Source organism: Pseudomonas sp. MWU16-30317 (assembly GCF_020515695.1).
GTDB lineage: Bacteria > Pseudomonadota > Gammaproteobacteria > Pseudomonadales > Pseudomonadaceae > Aquipseudomonas.
In genome coordinates this window covers 41,920-58,371 of the sequence record NZ_JAIWJA010000008.1, presented here as the reverse complement: position 1 = coordinate 58,371, position 16,452 = coordinate 41,920, and the positions used below count along the sequence as shown (strand labels likewise).

The 16,452-nt window shown below is 60.5% G+C and carries 17 protein-coding genes; 9 read left to right on the top strand and 8 right to left on the bottom strand.

The annotated features are described in order from the left end of the window. The 5 genes from tusC (at position 1) to LIX93_RS21225 (ending at position 3,158) form a co-directional block, all read left to right on the top strand. Positions 1-360: a sulfurtransferase complex subunit TusC gene (gene tusC / locus LIX93_RS21245; RefSeq protein WP_226506030.1), complete on the top strand. Its 360-nt coding sequence runs from the start codon at positions 1-3 to the stop codon at positions 358-360. Continuing rightward, on the top strand, positions 360-659 hold the full coding sequence (tusB, locus tag LIX93_RS21240; RefSeq protein WP_226506029.1) for a sulfurtransferase complex subunit TusB: 300 nt from the start codon (positions 360-362) through the stop codon (positions 657-659). The genes tusC and tusB overlap by 1 nt, the downstream gene beginning before the upstream one ends. Then, positions 656-991 (top strand): TusE/DsrC/DsvC family sulfur relay protein, encoded by a 336-nt coding sequence (locus tag LIX93_RS21235; protein WP_226506028.1) that lies wholly within the window; start codon positions 656-658, stop codon positions 989-991. The genes tusB and LIX93_RS21235 overlap by 4 nt, the downstream gene beginning before the upstream one ends. After that, complete coding sequence (locus LIX93_RS21230) at positions 988-1,983, top strand: glycosyl transferase family protein (protein ID WP_226506027.1); 996 nt, start codon at positions 988-990, stop codon at positions 1,981-1,983. Before LIX93_RS21235 ends, LIX93_RS21230 begins: the two co-directional genes overlap by 4 nt. A 167-nt stretch (positions 1,984-2,150) precedes the next feature. Then, positions 2,151-3,158: a glutathione S-transferase family protein gene (locus LIX93_RS21225; protein ID WP_226506026.1), complete on the top strand. Its 1,008-nt coding sequence runs from the start codon at positions 2,151-2,153 to the stop codon at positions 3,156-3,158. Positions 3,159-3,296: 138 nt separating this feature from the next. Here the strand turns inward: LIX93_RS21225 and cysG are convergent, their stop codons facing one another. The 6 genes from cysG to LIX93_RS21195 form a co-directional block, all read right to left on the bottom strand. Beyond that, entirely contained in the window at positions 3,297-4,691 is a 1,395-nt protein-coding gene (cysG, locus tag LIX93_RS21220; RefSeq protein ID WP_226506025.1) for a siroheme synthase CysG, read from the bottom strand. Next, positions 4,692-5,972: a serine--tRNA ligase gene (serS, locus tag LIX93_RS21215; protein WP_226506024.1), complete on the bottom strand. Its 1,281-nt coding sequence runs from the start codon at positions 5,970-5,972 to the stop codon at positions 4,692-4,694. A gap of 27 nt (positions 5,973-5,999) precedes the next feature. Then, on the bottom strand, positions 6,000-6,374 hold the full coding sequence (gene crcB / locus LIX93_RS21210) for a fluoride efflux transporter CrcB (RefSeq protein WP_226506023.1): 375 nt from the start codon (positions 6,372-6,374) through the stop codon (positions 6,000-6,002). Beyond that, positions 6,371-7,696 (bottom strand): replication-associated recombination protein A, encoded by a 1,326-nt coding sequence (locus LIX93_RS21205; protein WP_226506022.1) that lies wholly within the window; start codon positions 7,694-7,696, stop codon positions 6,371-6,373. The genes crcB and LIX93_RS21205 overlap by 4 nt, the downstream gene beginning before the upstream one ends. An 11-nt stretch (positions 7,697-7,707) precedes the next feature. After that, positions 7,708-8,331 carry an outer membrane lipoprotein chaperone LolA gene (gene lolA, locus LIX93_RS21200; protein WP_226506021.1) on the bottom strand — a complete coding sequence of 208 codons (624 nt, stop codon included), beginning with the start codon at positions 8,329-8,331 and terminating at the stop codon, positions 7,708-7,710. Between the two features lie 73 nt (positions 8,332-8,404). Next, complete coding sequence (locus LIX93_RS21195; protein WP_346015236.1) at positions 8,405-10,912, bottom strand: DNA translocase FtsK 4TM domain-containing protein; 2,508 nt, start codon at positions 10,910-10,912, stop codon at positions 8,405-8,407. Between the two features lie 394 nt (positions 10,913-11,306). On the opposite strand from LIX93_RS21195, the gene aat reads away from it, so the two are divergent. From aat to infA, 3 genes are all read left to right on the top strand, one after another. Next, a complete protein-coding gene (aat, locus tag LIX93_RS21190) occupies positions 11,307-11,987 on the top strand; it encodes a leucyl/phenylalanyl-tRNA--protein transferase (RefSeq protein WP_226506019.1) in 681 nt (226 codons plus the stop codon). Between the two features lie 72 nt (positions 11,988-12,059). After that, positions 12,060-12,767, top strand: a complete 708-nt coding sequence (locus tag LIX93_RS21185) for an arginyltransferase (RefSeq protein ID WP_226506018.1) — start codon at positions 12,060-12,062, stop codon at positions 12,765-12,767. Between the two features lie 112 nt (positions 12,768-12,879). Next, complete coding sequence (infA, locus tag LIX93_RS21180; RefSeq protein ID WP_002553999.1) at positions 12,880-13,098, top strand: translation initiation factor IF-1; 219 nt, start codon at positions 12,880-12,882, stop codon at positions 13,096-13,098. A 147-nt stretch (positions 13,099-13,245) separates the two neighbouring features. Here the strand turns inward: infA and clpA are convergent, their stop codons facing one another. Further along, the gene (clpA, locus tag LIX93_RS21175; protein WP_226506017.1) at positions 13,246-15,516 is read right to left on the bottom strand and encodes an ATP-dependent Clp protease ATP-binding subunit ClpA; all 2,271 of its coding nucleotides are present in this window, start codon (positions 15,514-15,516) and stop codon (positions 13,246-13,248) included. Between the two features lie 30 nt (positions 15,517-15,546). Continuing rightward, positions 15,547-15,909 carry an ATP-dependent Clp protease adapter ClpS gene (gene clpS / locus LIX93_RS21170; RefSeq protein ID WP_226506016.1) on the bottom strand — a complete coding sequence of 121 codons (363 nt, stop codon included), beginning with the start codon at positions 15,907-15,909 and terminating at the stop codon, positions 15,547-15,549. 226 nt (positions 15,910-16,135) lie between these two features. Between clpS and cspD the strand changes: the two genes are divergently transcribed. Beyond that, entirely contained in the window at positions 16,136-16,393 is a 258-nt protein-coding gene (gene cspD / locus LIX93_RS21165; RefSeq protein WP_226506015.1) for a cold shock domain-containing protein CspD, read from the top strand. Positions 16,394-16,452 lie beyond the last annotated feature (59 nt).

Genomic DNA, 16,452 nt, shown 5'->3' with positions numbered 1-16,452 from the left:
ATGGCCAAGTCGATGTTGATCATCAGCCGCCAGGCGCCTTGGTCCGGGCCTGGACCTCGTGAAGCGCTGGATATCGCCCTGGCTGGCGGCGCGTTCGACCTGCCGTTGGCAATGTTGTTTCTCGACGATGGCGCCTTGCAACTGCTGCCCGCACAGCAACCGGCCGCCGTGCAGCAAAAGAATCTGGGGGCCAACTTGCAAGCGCTGCCAATGTTCGGTGTCGACGAGTTGTTCGTCTGCGCCAGCAGCCTGGCCGAGCGTGGCCTGAGTGATACAGCGCTGGCGCTGGATGCACAGATGCTGGATGACGCTGGCATCAGAGCCCTTATTGACCGCTTCGACATAGTGGTGACGATCTAATGGCGACCTTGCATGTAGTCTCCCACTCCTCGTTCACCGATGGCCGGTTGACGAGCTGCCTCAGGGTATTAGGGGCGACCGATGGCCTGCTGCTCTGTGGCGACGCCGTGCACGCCCTGCAAACTGGCAGTACCGCATGGCTGCCGCTGCTGGAAGTGGCGCAAAGCGGGCGCCTGTATGCACTGGATGAAGATGTCAGCGCCAGGGCCATCAACGCCAGCGAGCAGGTACAGCGCCTTGATTACGCCGGCTTCGTGCAACTCTCTATCGATTTCGACAAGGTCAACACCTGGCTATGAATACGCTGCTGATTGGCGATAAACATATCGCCCTCGACAAGGACGGATACCTGATAGATCTGAACGATTGGTCCACGACCGTGGCCGAAGCGCTTGCGGTGCAGGCCGGCTTGAATCTGACCCCGGCGCACTGGGAGATCCTCGAGCTGTTGCGCCAGTTCTACACCGAATTCGAGCTATCCCCTGCCACTCGTCCCCTGATCAAGTACACCGCTGCCAAGCTGGGCCCGGAAAAGGGCAACTCCCTGCACCTCAATCTGCTGTTCAACGGCACTCCCGCCAAACTCGCCGCCAAGCTGGCGGGCCTGCCCAAGCCGACCAATTGCATATGACCACACCCATCGCTCTCGTCACCGAAACCCCGGCCGAACACCCGTTCGCGCAATTCGTGCGCATCCTCGGCAAGGGCAAGCGCGGTGCGCGCAGCCTGACCCGCGAGGAAGCCCGGCAAGCCATGGGCATGCTGCTCGATGAGAAGGTCGAAGAAGCGCAGCTCGGCGCCTTCTTGATGCTGTTACGGCACAAGGAAGAAAGCCCGGAGGAGCTCGCGGGCTTCACTGAAGCCCTGCGTGAACGCCTGCAAGCGCCGGCGCTGCAAGTGGACATCGACTGGCCCACCTATGCCGGCAAGAAGCGTCATCTGCCCTGGTACCTGCTGGCAGCCAAATGCCTGGCCAATAACGGCATACGGATTTTCATGCACGGCGGCGGTGCCCACACGGCTGGGCGCTTGTACACCGAGCAACTGCTGGGGCTGCTGGACATTCCGCTTTGCCGTGACTGGCAGGCCACCGGTACCGCGCTGGACGCCAAGGGCTTGGCGTTCATGCCGTTGGTAGACTGGGCACCGCAACTACAGCGCATGATCGACCTGCGCAACACCTTGGGGCTGCGCTCGCCGATTCACTCGCTGGCGCGGATTCTCAACCCGCTGAGTGCAAGCTGCGGGTTGCAGAGCATTTTTCACCCTGGGTATCAGGTGGTGCACCGCGATGCCAGCGGGCTGCTGGGCGATAGGGCCATCGTGATCAAGGGCGATGGTGGCGAGATCGAAGTGAATCCCGATAGCCCAAGCCACTTGTATGGCACTGACGGCGGGCAAAGCTGGGATGAAGAGTGGCCGATGCTGTCGGCGCAACGGCATGTCAAACCCGCGACGCTGGAGCCACAGCATCTGCTGGCGTTCTGGCGGGGTGAAAGCCAGGACAGCTATGGCCAGATGGCGTTGATTTCAACCATGGCATTGGCGCTGCGGGGGCTGGGTGAAGACCGCGATAGCGCATTCGCCAAAGCTCAAACCTTCTGGGCTAATCGTTCTCTCTAGCGAGGAGACTTGCCCGATGGCCCATCGATCGGTCGGGGGCGAGCCCCTCACTAAAGGATTCGCATCGAAGATACCGATAATGGCAGGTCATCATTTGCGCCTTTCTATCGAACCATTACCTTTAGACTGGTCTCCAACGCGAACATACCAAGTTGAAGGAGACGGTGATGGGCTTGCTGATCGAGGGGCGCTGGCACGACCAGTGGTACGAAAGCAGCAAGGACGGCGCTTTTCAGCGCGAGGCCGCACAGCGGCGCAACTGGGTGACCCGCGATGGGCGTCCAGGTCCCACCGGTGAAGGCGGCTTTGCGGCCGAAGCCGGTCGCTATCACCTGTATGTCTCGCTGGCCTGCCCTTGGGCTCACCGAACGCTGATCATGCGCGCACTAAAAGGCCTCGATTCGCTGGTCGATGTCTCGGTGGTCAGCTGGTTCATGGGCGAAAACGGCTGGACCTTCGATACCGACAAAGGCTCTACAGGCGATGCTCTGGATAGCCTGACGTTCATGTATCAGCGTTACACCTCGGAGACTCCAGGCTACACCGGCCGCGTCACGGTGCCGGTGCTATGGGACAAGCAGCTCAAACGCATCGTCAGTAACGAATCGGCGGAGATCATCCGCATGTTCAATAGCGCATTCGATGACCTGACGGGCAATCGCTTGGATTTTTACCCCGAGCCGCATCGACCAACCATCGATGCCCTTAACGAGCGTATCTACCCCGCCGTGAACAACGGCGTCTATCGTGCCGGCTTCGCGACGTCCCAGGGTGCATATGAAAAGGCTTTCGACGAGCTGTTTGCCGAGCTGGACCAGCTAGAAACGTTGTTGGGCGAGAGGCGCTACCTGGTTGGCGAATACCTGACGGAAGCGGATATCCGCCTGTTCACCACAATGATTCGCTTCGATGCCGTCTACTATGGGCACTTCAAATGCAATTTGCGGCGAATTGCCGACTACCCGAATCTGTCGAATTGGCTGAGGGAGCTGTATCAGTGGCCTGGGATTGCGCAGACGGTGGATATCTACCATATCCAGCATCATTACTATGGCAGCCACAAGACCATCAACCCGACCGGGATCGTGCCCAAGGGGCCGCTACAGGATTTCACCGTGGAGCATGATCGCCAGCGATTGACGGGCCGCGGTGTGTGGCACAAGGCCGGGGTTTGAATCTGGAGATTTGGCGGCCTGGGATGGCCGCTTTGCGGGCAGGCCTTGCTCCCACAGATCTACGATTTCAGATCACTGTAGGAGCAAGGCGGCGCGTTCGGCGGCGAAGACAGTAGATCAAACGCCACAGATACTCGCCTAGACGCTAGCCTGCGCGCCCTCAAACCACTTCAGCTTGTCGCGCAACATCACCACCTCACCGACGATCACCAATGTCGGCGCATGAACTTCATGCTCCGCCACCAGGCGCGGCAAGTCCGCCAAGGTCCCGGTGAACACCCGCTGATTGACCGTCGTGCCCTGCTGAATCAACGCCGCCGGGGTATCGGCACTGCGCCCGTGCTTGATCATCTGCTCGCAAATGATAGGCAAGCCGATCAGGCCCATGTAGAACACCACCGTTTGCGCGGGCGCGACCAGATCCGGCCAAGGCAGATCGCTGGTATTGTTCTTCAAGTGGCCGGTCACGAAGCGCACCGACTGGGCATAGTCGCGGTGGGTCAGCGGAATCCCGGCATAGGCCGAGCAACCACTGGCCGCCGTGATACCCGGCACCACCTGAAAGGGAATGCCATGGGCCGCCAGCTCTTCGATCTCCTCACCGCCGCGCCCGAAGATGAAGGGGTCCCCGCCCTTCAAGCGCAGCACGCGCTTACCTTGCTTGGCCAGGTCCACCAACTGTTTGTTGATCTGCTCCTGTGGCAAGGCATGATCGGCGCGGCGCTTGCCGACATAGATCCGCTCGGCGTCGCGGCGACACAGGTCTAGAATCGCCGGAGCAACCAACCGATCGTAAAGCACCACATCAGCCTGTTGCATCAAGCGCAGTGCCTTGAAGGTCAGCAGGTCCGGATCACCCGGGCCTGCACCCACCAGATACACTTCCCCCGGCGCATGGGGCGGCGCACCGTTGACCTTGGCCTCCAACAGGCGTTCGGCCTCGGCGCCTTGCCCGGCTAGCTGGCGATCGGCAATCGGGCCCTGGAAGACCTCCTCCCAGAACGCCCGACGCTGGGTCACATCCGGATAGAGCTGCTTGACCCGGCTGCGAAAGCGCGCGGCCAGGCCGGCCAGTTCACCGTAGGTGGAAGGAATCCAGGTCTCCAGCTTGGCGCGGATCAGCCGCGCCAGCACCGGCGCATCGCCGCCACTGGACACCGCGACCACCAAGGGCGAACGATCGACGATGGCCGGGAAGATCACACTGCAAAGCGCTGGCGCGTCGACCACATTGACCGGCACGCAGCGGCGCTTGGCATCGGCTGACACTTGGGCGTTAAGCGCCTGATCGTCAGTCGCGGCGATAACCAGCTGGCAACCGTCAAGATCCGCCTCGGCATAACCACGTCGCCGTACCTCGCCACCGCTACCGTCGACCATTGCTTGCAGTTGATGTTCGACCTCTGGCGCGACCACACGGATCAGCGCCCCCGCATCCACCAGCAACCGCGATTTGCGCAAGGCGATCTCGCCGCCGCCGACCACCAGTACATGGCTGCCTTGCAGCTTGTGAAACAGCGGCAGAAACTCCATTTAGCCGATGACCTCAAGGCCTGCCATGTAAGGCTTGAGCACTTGCGGAATGCGGATGGTGCCGTCGGCCTGCTGATAGTTTTCCAACACCGCGACCAACGTGCGCCCTACTGCCAGCCCCGAACCGTTGAGAGTGTGCACCAGTTCCGGCTTGCCCGTTTCGGGATTGCGCCAGCGCGCCTGCATGCGCCGCGCCTGGAAGTCACCGGTGTTGGAGCACGAGGAAATCTCCCGGTACTTGTCCTGGCTCGGTACCCAGACTTCGAGGTCATAGGTTTTCACCGCACTGAAGCCCATGTCGCCGGTGCACAGCGCCAGTACGCGATACGGCAGTTCCAGCGCCTGCAGGATACGCTCGGCGTTAGCGGTCAGGCTTTCGAGGGCTTCCATGGATTTCGACGGTTCGACCACCTGGACCATCTCGACCTTGTCGAACTGGTGCTGGCGGATCAGGCCGCGCGTGTCACGCCCCGAAGCACCCGCTTCGCTGCGGAAACACGGCGTGTGCGCGACGAGCTTGAGCGGTAGCTGGCTGGCATCGAGAATCTCCCCGGCCACAATGTTGGTCAGCGACACTTCAGCCGTCGGGATCAGGTACAGATCGGCTTCGCCTTCGCGGCTGATCTTGAACAGGTCCTCTTCGAACTTCGGCAGTTGGCCCGTGCCCTGCAACGCAGGCGCCTGCACCAGATACGGGGTATAAGCCTCTTCGTAGCCGTGTTCGGCGACGTGCAGGTTGATCATGAACTGCGCCAGCGCGCGATGCAGACGCGCGATCGGCCCGCGCAACAGGGCGAAACGGGCACCGGACAGCTTGGCGGCGGTTTCGAAATCCAGCCAGCCGAATTTCTCGCCCAGAGCGACGTGATCCTGAATCGGGAAGTCGAACGCGGTCGGCGAACCCCAGCGACGCACTTCGACGTTGCCATCTTCGTCGGCACCCACGGGGACGGACTCGTGCGGCAAGTTGGGCAGACCCAGCAAGATATCGTCCAGCTCGACCTGCAAGCCGTCGAGTTCAAGCTTGGCGCTTGTCAGCTCGCTGCCCATGCGCTCGACATCGGCCATCAGCGGCGCGATGTCTTCACCGCGGGCCTTGGCCTGGCCGATGGACTTGGAACGGGCATTACGCTCGGCCTGCAATTGTTCGGTGCGGGTCTGCACCACCTTGCGCTGGTTTTCCAGGGCTTCGAGGCGGGCCACATCCAGGGTGTAGCCACGGGAAGCCAGGCGGTCCGCTACGTCCTGAAGTTGGCTACGTAACAGTTTGGAATCGAGCATGTCGTTCTCTCGTTTATCAGTATTGGTTCAGATTTTGGTCAGGGCCAGGCCAGCCCAGGTCGCAAACAGGCCGCCGAATACGCTGACGGCGCAGTAGCCGATGGCGGTCAGGGCCTGGCCGCCCTCGAGCAGGCGTACGGTGTCCAGGGAAAATGACGAAAACGTGGTCAGCCCGCCGATGAAGCCGACGATCAATCCCGAGCGCACTTCCACCGGGATCTCCGGGCGAATCAGGAACAGGCCATACAGGTAGCCGATCAACAGGCACCCGACGATATTGACCGCCAGCGTACCGGCATAGAAGTAACGCGGCCAGTGTGCACTGACAATCGTGCCGGTGGCGAAGCGCAACAGTGTGCCAACGATACCGCCAAAAGTAACCGCAATGATTGTTGGAATCACTCTTTTCTTCGCCTCCGAGGGCTGTTCTGGTCGAGTTGGGCCAGATGCCGTAGTTTTTCCCCGATCTTGAGCTCAAGACCGCGGGGCACCGGCTGGTAATAGGGACGCGGCTGCAGGGAGTCGGGGAAGTAGTCTTCGCCGGCCGCATAGGCGTCAGGTTCATCATGCGCGTAACGATATTCCTCGCCATAGCCGAGTTGTTTCATCAGCTTGGTCGGTGCGTTGCGCAGGTGCAGCGGCACTTCCAGCGAACCGAATTCGGCGGCCTCGCGCATGGCGGTCTTGAAGCCCATGTACACCGCGTTGCTCTTCGGCGCGCTGGCCAGGTAGATGATCGCCTGAGCCACGGCCAACTCGCCTTCCGGGCTGCCGAGGCGCTCCTGCACATCCCACGCCGCCAAGCACAGCGGCAAGGCACGCGGGTCGGCGTTGCCGATGTCTTCGCTGGCCATGCGCACCACGCGCCGAGCGATGTACAACGGGTCGCAGCCGCCGTCGATCATGCGTGCGAACCAGTACAGCGCGCCGTCCGGATTGGAGCCGCGCACAGATTTGTGCAGCGCCGAGATCTGGTCGTAAAACGCCTCGCCACCCTTGTCGAAGCGTCGCCGTGTGTCGCCCAGCAGGCTTTGCAACAGCTCGACGCCGATTTCGCTGTCGTCATCGGCAAGGTCCGAGGCGTTTTCGAGCAGATTGAGCAGGCGTCGACCATCACCGTCGGCCGCCGCCATGAGGATGCGAAAGGCCTCGTCGCCCAAGGTGAAATGATGCTTGCCCAGACCGCGCTCCTCGGTGAGCGCGCGGTCGACCAGCTTGCGCATGGCGGCTTCGTCGAGACTTTTGAGCACATACACCCGCGCCCGCGAGAGCAAGGCGTTATTGAGCTCGAACGAGGGGTTTTCGGTGGTGGCGCCGATAAAGATGAGCGTGCCGTCCTCGACATAAGGCAGGAAGGCGTCTTGTTGCGACTTGTTGAAACGGTGTACTTCGTCGACGAACAGGATAGTGCGCTTGCCGTATTGACCGGCCTGCTGCTTGGCCACCTCGACGGCCTGGCGGATTTCCTTGACCCCGGCCAGCACTGCCGAGACGGTTTCGAAATGTGCATCCGAAACCTTGGCCAGTAGCCGCGCCAAGGTAGTTTTACCGACCCCCGGCGGGCCCCAGAAGATCATCGAATGCAGAGCGCCCTGCTCCAGCGCCTCGCGCAGGGGCTTGCCGCGCGCCAACACGTGTTCCTGCCCGACGTACTCGTCGAGGTTGCTGGCGCGCAAGCGTGCGGCCAGTGGCTGGGCGATGGGATCGCTGCGAAACAGGTCCATGGGCGAACCACTTACTCCTGAATGACGTCGGTTCCCTTGGGCGGGACAAAGGTGAACTTGCTTGCATCCACCTTCTCGTTGGCCTTGACCCCGGTGAAGAGGATGTTGGTGCGCTGACCAACGCTGTCGATCAGCTGCATGTCGTTGATCAAGCCGCTACGAAAGGACAGCCGCAGGGAGTCGAACAGGGTGTCCTTGGTCTTCGGCTTGAGGGTGAAATCAATAATGTTGCCGGACTCCTTGGAGGTGATATCGAAGCTCTGGTTGATCTTGGAGATATCGCCGGAGAGCAGCAAGGCCGGGGTCTGGGTCAGGCGCTGATCGAGGGTCTTGATGGTGACCTGTTGCAGGTCAGGGTCATACAGAGAGACCTTCTTGCCATCGGAGACCATCGTTTGCTCGTTAGGAGCATTGGTGTGCCAATAGAACAGGCCCGGACGCTGCAGCACCATCTGCCCGGCAGTCTCTTGCAGCTGCGTGCCGCCGCCGTCCAGCGTCAACTGCGAGAAGTTGGCTTGCAGGGTCTGAGACGTTTCGAGCAACTTCGTCAAGCTTGCCACGTCCTTGTCACCGGCATGGGCCGGCAAGGTGGACAGAGCCAGTGCAGAAACCAACAGCATGCGAATCAGGCGCATGGGAATCCTCGTTAGACATGACGCTAAAAAAATCAAAGCCGACGCGCCGCCTGGCACGTCGGCGACTACCTAATCAATCGCGCATCGGCCCTGGGGCAATGACTTCGCGCGAGCCGTTGGTGTTCATCGGCGTGACCACCCCGGCGTTTTCCATGGTTTCAATCATGCGCGCGGCGCGGTTGTAACCAATCTTGAGCTTGCGCTGCACGGCGGAGATAGAAGCGCGACGGCTCTCGAGCACGAAGTTCACGGCCTCGTCATAGAGCGCGTCGTTCTCTTCGTCACCATCGCCCCCGCCACTGCTGCCACCGTCGAAACCGCTGCCGGGCTCTTCGACGCCAGCGAGGATGTCCTCGTTGTAGTCCGGGACGCCGCGCAGTTTCCAGGCCTCGACGACACGGTGTACCTCTTCGTCGGAGACAAACGCGCCGTGGACGCGGATCGGCAGGCTGGTGCCGGGCGGCATGTAGAGCATGTCACCGTGGCCCAGCAGTTGTTCGGCGCCGCCTTGGTCGATGATGGTCCGCGAGTCGATCTTGCTCGACACCTGGAACGCCATGCGCGTCGGAATGTTGGCCTTGATCAAACCGGTGATCACGTCCACCGACGGCCGCTGTGTGGCAAGGATCAGGTGGATACCGGCGGCCCGGGCCTTTTGCGCGATACGGGCGATCAGTTCTTCGACCTTCTTGCCGACGATCATCATCATGTCGGCGAATTCGTCGACCACCACCACGATGGTCGGGAGGGTTTTCAGCAGCGGTGCCACATCTTCCATGCTTTCGCGCTTGTACAACGGATCGGACAGCGGTGTGCCTTCTTCCTCGGCATCCTTGACCTTGCGGTTGAAGCCCGCGAGGTTGCGCACGCCCATGGCCGCCATCAGCTTGTAGCGGCGTTCCATCTCGGCAACGCTCCAGCGCAATGCGTTGGCCGCGTCCTTCATGTCCGTGACCACTGGACACAGCAGGTGCGGAATACCCTCGTAGATCGACAGTTCGAGCATTTTCGGGTCGATCATGATCAGCTTGGCGTCTTCCGGGCCGGATTTGAACAGGATCGACAGGATCATGGCGTTGACCCCCACCGACTTACCCGAACCGGTGGTACCCGCCACCAACAGGTGCGGCATCTTGGCCAGGTCGACGATCACCGGCTTGCCGCCGATATCGTGACCCAGGGCCATGGTGACAGGGGATTTGGCTTCATCGTATTCCGGCGAAGACAATACTTCCGAAAACCGCACGATCTGCCGGTCTTCATTGGGAATCTCGATACCGACGGTAGTCTTGCCGGGGATCACCTCGACCACACGCACGCTCATCACTGCCAACGAGCGCGCCAGGTCCTTGGCCAGGTTGGCGATACGGCTGACCTTGACGCCAGCAGCCGGCTGGATTTCGTAACGGGTGATGACCGGACCCGGATGGATCGAATCAACCGTGACCTCGACCCCGAATTCCTTGAGCTTGAGTTCCAGCAGCTGGCCGACGCCTGCGAGCGACTCGGCGGAATAGTTGACCTTCTTCTTTTCGGCCGGGTCGAGGATCGAAATCGGCGGCAAGGTACCGGCGACAGCGCTGTCGACGAACAGCGGCACCTGCTTTTCCTTCTGCACGCGCTTGCTTTGCTCCGCGGGCCGGGCCATCGCCTCGGATGGCATGATCACCGGCGCGTTGTGATTGTTCTCGCTGAGCGGGCGAATCGGCACGGCCGGGCGCACCACGCGTTCGGCAACGATCGGCTCTTGCACTTCGACCGGCGCGGACTTGAAGCGCGGGGCCTTGGGCTCGGCGACAGGGCGCGACTCCATGCGTGGTTCAGCATTGCGCGGTGCGACGCTGGGAGCGGGAGCGTCGACTTCGCGCAGCTTGGCCACCAGTTGCTTGCGCTCGCTGCGTGCGGCCCACCAGCGGCTGGCGGCGCCGCTGAACAGTTCGAACAGGTCCAGGGTGATCTTGCCGGTGACGTCCATCACCTTGAACCACGACAGGTCGGTGAACACCGTCAGGCCGAACAGGAACAGCGCGATGAACAACAGCGTGCTGCCCTGGATATTCAGGGCGTTGCGGGCCAGGTCACCGAGGCTTTCACCCAACGCGCCGCCGGCTGACCCCGCCAGGTTTGGCGCCATATGGAAATGGATATGCGCCAGCGCCGCGCCGGACAGCACCAGGAACACCAGGCCGATCAACCGCCAGGAAAACAGCCAGCCGCTCCACTGCCACGGCTGGTGGCGCTCGCGGAATATCTGCCAGGTCTTGACCGCCAGCAGCAGGGGGAAAATGTAGGCAAAGTAGCCCAGCACCATGAACAGGATGTCGGCGGCGTAGGCGCCAGCGCGGCCGGCGGCATTGGCCACCTGCGAGACATTGCTGGTGTGGGTCCAGCCTGGATCGTCCTTGTCGTAGGTAAGCAAGGCCATCCACAGGTACAGGCACAACGCGCCCATGGCGATCAATGCACCCTCTTTGAGCCGGTAGTGGATCTGCTGGCGCCAGAGGGGAACGGGATTGGGAGTAGCGGTGGATTTCTTCAAAACGCGTCTTTTCCTGCGCGATGGGCGCGCCCAACGATAGATGACTTGACGAAACCGGCTGAGCCAGCCGGTCGAAAAAAGGTGACGCCTGCTCAGTGTACTGCCTGCAAAGGCCATATTGTACGGGTTTGGCGTCTCGTTGCCACGCCAATGGAGGGCGGGCGACGGTCGTCGGCGATGACTGTGCCGACGAATTCAATTTGAGCATGCATTCCCTTACATGACAAAGGCTTATGCAAGGGTTTCATGAAAGGGCATCAGACCAGACCTTTCCTACAAATTCCTGGGCAAATGCCCCACACCATAAACGGCGCAGCCGTACGACCCTGTCACCCCCATGGAAGTTCTCGACGCCCACCAACCTTGCTAGGATACTGATCGCCACTCATCGGTGCAGACACCGGCACCGCCCTCCCCTCTTCACGTTGTAGACGGCATGCTGACCTGGCTCAAACGCGACGAACTGATCTTCCCCCCCCTGGACAAAGCCCTGCGCGAACCCAACGGCCTGCTCGCGGCCGGCGGCGACCTGAGCGCCGACAGGCTGATCCAGGCCTACCGGCATGGCTGTTTTCCCTGGTATCAGGATGGCCAGCCCATTCTCTGGTGGTCGCCCGATCCACGCACGGTGCTCTTCCCTGCCGAGCTCCACGTATCACGCAGCCTGCGCAAGCTGATGCGCCAAGGCCGCTACCAGGTCACCTTCGATCGGGATTTCGCCGCCGTCATTCACGCCTGCGCCGGCCCCCGCGCCTATGCCGACGGCACCTGGATCACCGACAACATGCAGGCGGCCTATCTGGAGCTGCACCGTCGCGGCTTCGCCCATTCCGTGGAGGTCTGGGACCAAGGCAGCCTGGTAGGCGGCCTGTACGGCCTCGCCATGGGCCAGCTGTTTTTTGGCGAGTCGATGTTCAGCCGGGCCGACAACGCCTCCAAGATAGGCTTTGCCAGCCTCGTAGAGCGCCTGCAAGCCGGAGGCGTGGTACTGATCGACTGTCAGATGCCGACCGATCACCTGATCAGCCTGGGCGCCCGCTCCATAGCGCGCCAGGAATTCGCGGCGTTCCTGAGCCGACATCTTGACCAGCCTGATACCACCGATTGGCAGTCTTGAGGCCAGCTTTGCTAGGCGAGTTGTTCGACGCTGGCTTACACTTGTGAAAAGGTTTTACTCCGAGGGTTGATCATGACCGAGCTGGCGCGCTTGAAGTTCTATGCCACTCAGCCCCACTCCTGCAGCTACCTGCCCGATGAACAGGCCACCACGCTGTTCCTCGACCCCAGCCAGCCGATGGACGTCAACGTGTACGCCGACCTCTCGGAGATGGGTTTCCGGCGCAGCGGCGATCACCTGTACCGCCCTCATTGCCAACGCTGCAATGCCTGCGTGCCGGCACGCATCCCGGCGGTGGGCTTTGTGCCCAATCGCCAGCAAAAACGCATTCTCAAACGCAATGCCGATATCGAGGTGTTCAGCACCACGCCGCGCTATACCGAGGAATATTTCGACCTCTACCAACGCTACATCGAACAACGCCACGCCGATGGCGACATGTACCCGCCCAGCCGCGATCAGTTCTCCACCTTCCTGGTGCGCGATCTGCCCTTCTCGCGCTTTTACGAATTCCGCCTTGAGGGTCGCCTGCTGGCGATTGCGGTGACTGACTTGCTGCCCAACGGCCTGTCGGCGGTGTATACCTTCTACGATCCCGACGAAGAGCGCCGCAGCCTAGGTCGATACGCCATCCTCTGGCAGATCGGCGAAGCATTGCGTCAGGAACTGGACGCCGTGTACTTGGGTTACTGGATCAAGAACTGCAAAAAGATGAACTACAAGACCCAGTATCGCCCTATCGAATTGCTGATCAATCAGCGCTGGGTTGCGCTCAACTAGCCATTTAAAATAAGCCCCTTTGCTTGCCGACCCTTTTTCGGGCACAATGCACGCCGCTTTTGCCTGGCGCAGTTGCACCGGGCCATTAACTGGACACCGAGGGCTTTACTGCATGTCGAAAGAAGACAGCTTCGAAATGGAAGGCACTGTCGTCGACACCCTGCCCAACACCATGTTTCGCGTGGAGTTGGAAAATGGGCACGTCGTAACTGCGCACATCTCCGGAAAGATGCGCAAGAACTACATCCGAATCCTCACTGGCGACAAGGTTCGCGTCGAACTGACGCCTTATGACCTGAGCAAGGGGCGTATCACTTACCGCGCTCGCTAAGTGACCCCAACGAAAACGCCCGGCTGATGCCGGGCGTTTTTGTGTGGGCGCTGTTTGGAATTTACGACTACTCCCTGTGGAAGCAGGCTCTACCCGCGAAGCTTTTCAGGGCTTCGCGGGCAGGGCCCGCGACCTTGGGGATGCCGGTCAGGCCAGTTCGGCAGTGGTCTCGTAGTCGAACGTGATTTCGCCGTCCTTCACGTCGATATGCACCACCCCGCCGTGATCGGCCAATTCGCCAAACAGGATTTCCTCGGCCAGCGGACGCTTGATCTTGTCCTGGATCAAACGCGCCATCGGCCGCGCACCCATCTGTACGTCGTAGCCTCCGGACGCCAACCAGCCACGGGCAGCTTCCGTCACCTCCAGCAGTACACGCTTGTCTTCCAGTTGCGCCTGCAGCTCCGTAAGGAACTTGTCCACCACGCTCTTGATGACTTCGTGGCTGAGGCGACCGAACTGGATGATCGTGTCCAGGCGGTTGCGGAACTCCGGCGTGAAGCTCTTCTTGATCACTTCCATGGCATCGCTGGAGTGGTCCTGATGGGTAAACCCGATCGAGGCCCGAGCTGCGGTTTCAGCACCGGCGTTGGTGGTCATGATCAGAATCACGTTGCGGAAATCCGCCTTGCGGCCGTTGTTGTCGGTCAGGGTCCCGTGATCCATCACCTGTAACAGCAGGTTGAAGACTTCCGGATGGGCCTTCTCGATCTCATCGAGCAGCAACACGCAGTGAGGTTGCTTGGTGATGGCTTCGGTGAGCAGACCGCCCTGATCGAAACCGACATAGCCCGGCGGCGCACCGATCAGACGCGACACGGTGTGACGCTCCATGTACTCGGACATGTCGAAACGCACCAGCTCGATACCCATGGCCTTGGCCAACTGACGAGCAGCTTCGGTCTTGCCGACACCGGTGGGGCCTGCGAACAGGAACGAACCCACTGGCTTGTCGGGCGACTTGAGGCCGGCACGGGACAACTTGATGGCCGTCGACAGCGAATCGATCGCCGCGTCCTGACCAAACACCGTGAGCTTGAGATCGCGCTCCAGATTGCGCAGCAGCTCCTTGTCGGAACTGGTGACGTGCTTTGGCGGAATCCGCGCGATTTTTGCGACGATGTCTTCGACTTGCGGCACTTCGATGCGCTTGACCCGATTCTCGACAGGCTGCAGACGCTGATAGGCGCCAGCCTCATCGATTACATCGATGGCCTTGTCCGGCATGTGCCGATCGTTGATGTAGCGAGACGCCAGTTCAGCGGCGGCGCGCAACGCTTCGTCGCTGTACTCGATACTGTGGTGAGCCTCGAAACGCCCTTTGAGGCCGCGCAGAATGCCGATGGTGTCTTCCACCGAAGGCTCGCTGACATCGACTTTCTGGAAACGCCGCGCCAAGGCGCGGTCTTTTTCGAAAATCCCGCGAAATTCCTGGAAGGTGGTCGAGCCGATGCAACGGATATCACCGGACGACAGCAAGGGCTTAAGCAGGTTGGACGCATCCATGACCCCACCCGACGCTGCGCCCGCACCGATGATGGTGTGGATTTCGTCGATGAACAGGATCGCCTGCGGACGTTTTTTCAGCTCGCCAAGCAGCGCCTTGAAGCGCTTCTCGAAATCGCCGCGGTACTTGGTGCCGGCCAGCAGTGCCCCGAGGTCCAGGGAATAGACCACGCTGTTGGCAAGCAGATCAGGGACCTGATTGTCGACGATGCGCTTGGCCAGTCCCTCGGCGATGGCGGTCTTGCCGACACCGGCCTCACCGACCAGCAGCGGGTTGTTCTTGCGCCGACGAGCGAGAATCTGCGCAACGCGCTCGACTTCATTCTCGCGTCCGACCAACGGATCGATACGACCCTGGCGAGCAAGTTCGTTGAGGTTGCTGGCGTAGGCATCCAGCGGATTGCTGGATGCGGAAGACTCACCACCCTCTTCGTCTTGCATCTCTTGCTCCGAATCACTGTTGTCGCCGTGCCCCGGAACCTTGGAGATACCATGGGCAATGTAGTTGACCACATCGATACGGGCCACGCTTTGCTGCTTGAGCAGAAAGACGGCCTGGCTTTCCTGTTCGCTGAAAATCGCCACCAGCACGTTGGCGCCGGTGACTTCACGCTTGCCCGAGCTCTGCACGTGGAATACCGCGCGCTGCAATACGCGCTGGAATCCCAGGGTCGGCTGCGTTTCGCGGTCTTCGTCGTGAACGGGAATCAGAGGAGTAGTGGAATCGATGAACTCCTGCAGATCATGCTTGAGTTTGTCGAGGTTCGCGCCACAGGCGCGCAATACAGTGGAGGCTGCCTCGTTATCCAACAACGCCAGCAGGAGATGCTCGACGGTCATGAACTCATGACGCTTCGAGCGCGCCTCCTTGAAGGCTAGATTGAGGGTGACTTCGAGCTCGCGGTTTAACATAGCTTCACCTCATACCCAAGTGGTCGGCGATTAACCGTCCTTCTCGATTTCACAGAGTAGCGGATGCTGGCTTTCCCTGGCGTACTGATTCACCTGCGTTGCCTTGGTTTCGGCGATGTCGCGGGTGAAAAGACCACAGACGGCACGTCCCTCTGTATGGACCGCCAGCATGACCTTGGTTGCCAACTCACGATTCAGGTTGAAAAACACCTCTAGCACTTCGACCACGAAATCCATCGGAGTGTAATCATCATTGAACAAAACCACCTTGTACATCGGTGGGGCCTGCAGTGCAGGCTTGGAATCCTGTACAGCCACGCCCGAAGCGTCGTCCTCCTGCGTGGACGGGCGGTCCTGATTGAAGGTTAGTCGAATCTGGTTGACTGAATGCATGGAATGAAGGTTCATCATCGTTGTGCGAATAGGGTTGTGGGGTTGACGTTGTGTCCGATCGGATACTCGGCTGTCGCATGACCTTGACTATCGGCAAAACGGTGTTACAACCAATAGAACCCACATTGGGGAATAAAGGTCCGCACAGTCAATTAAAATTTTTTCGACGGTGCGGTGAACGGGGATGATACTCCAGACCTGGGGTCCTTTGCAGAGGGATATGAGCATGGCAAGTGGTAAAGTCAAGTGGTTCAACAATGCCAAGGGCTACGGCTTCATCAATGAAGACGGCAAGACGGAAGACCTCTTCGCCCATTATTCGGCCATCACGATGGATGGCTACAAGACACTCAAGGCAGGGCAGCCGGTAAAATTTGAGATCATTCAGGGGCCTAAAGGCTTGCACGCGGTGGCAATCGCCAGTGTGACGCAAGACGTGGCTGCTCCAGTGACTGCTTTGGCTCAACCTGCCGTTTCCGCTTGATCCGCTAGCTTTCCGGACCAACGGTCGACCGCTCGTCGGCAGCTCAATTGTGATGATTG

Bases quoted from the DNA above. Each gene is read 5' to 3' on its own strand.
- tusC (WP_226506030.1), top strand. From the start codon at position 1: ATGGCCAAGTCGATGTTGATCATCAGCCGCCAGGCGCCTTGGTCCGGG.
- tusB (WP_226506029.1), top strand. From the start codon at position 360: ATGGCGACCTTGCATGTAGTCTCCCACTCCTCGTTCACCGATGGCCGG.
- LIX93_RS21235 (WP_226506028.1), top strand. From the start codon at position 656: ATGAATACGCTGCTGATTGGCGATAAACATATCGCCCTCGACAAGGAC.
- LIX93_RS21230 (WP_226506027.1), top strand. From the start codon at position 988: ATGACCACACCCATCGCTCTCGTCACCGAAACCCCGGCCGAACACCCG.
- LIX93_RS21225 (WP_226506026.1), top strand. From the start codon at position 2,151: ATGGGCTTGCTGATCGAGGGGCGCTGGCACGACCAGTGGTACGAAAGC.
- cysG (WP_226506025.1), bottom strand. From the start codon at position 4,691: ATGGAGTTTCTGCCGCTGTTTCACAAGCTGCAAGGCAGCCATGTACTG.
- serS (WP_226506024.1), bottom strand. From the start codon at position 5,972: ATGCTCGATTCCAAACTGTTACGTAGCCAACTTCAGGACGTAGCGGAC.
- LIX93_RS21205 (WP_226506022.1), bottom strand. From the start codon at position 7,696: ATGGACCTGTTTCGCAGCGATCCCATCGCCCAGCCACTGGCCGCACGC.
- lolA (WP_226506021.1), bottom strand. From the start codon at position 8,331: ATGCGCCTGATTCGCATGCTGTTGGTTTCTGCACTGGCTCTGTCCACC.
- aat (WP_226506019.1), top strand. From the start codon at position 11,307: ATGCTGACCTGGCTCAAACGCGACGAACTGATCTTCCCCCCCCTGGAC.
- LIX93_RS21185 (WP_226506018.1), top strand. From the start codon at position 12,060: ATGACCGAGCTGGCGCGCTTGAAGTTCTATGCCACTCAGCCCCACTCC.
- infA (WP_002553999.1), top strand. From the start codon at position 12,880: ATGTCGAAAGAAGACAGCTTCGAAATGGAAGGCACTGTCGTCGACACC.
- clpA (WP_226506017.1), bottom strand. From the start codon at position 15,516: ATGTTAAACCGCGAGCTCGAAGTCACCCTCAATCTAGCCTTCAAGGAG.
- clpS (WP_226506016.1), bottom strand. From the start codon at position 15,909: ATGCATTCAGTCAACCAGATTCGACTAACCTTCAATCAGGACCGCCCG.
- cspD (WP_226506015.1), top strand. From the start codon at position 16,136: ATGGCAAGTGGTAAAGTCAAGTGGTTCAACAATGCCAAGGGCTACGGC.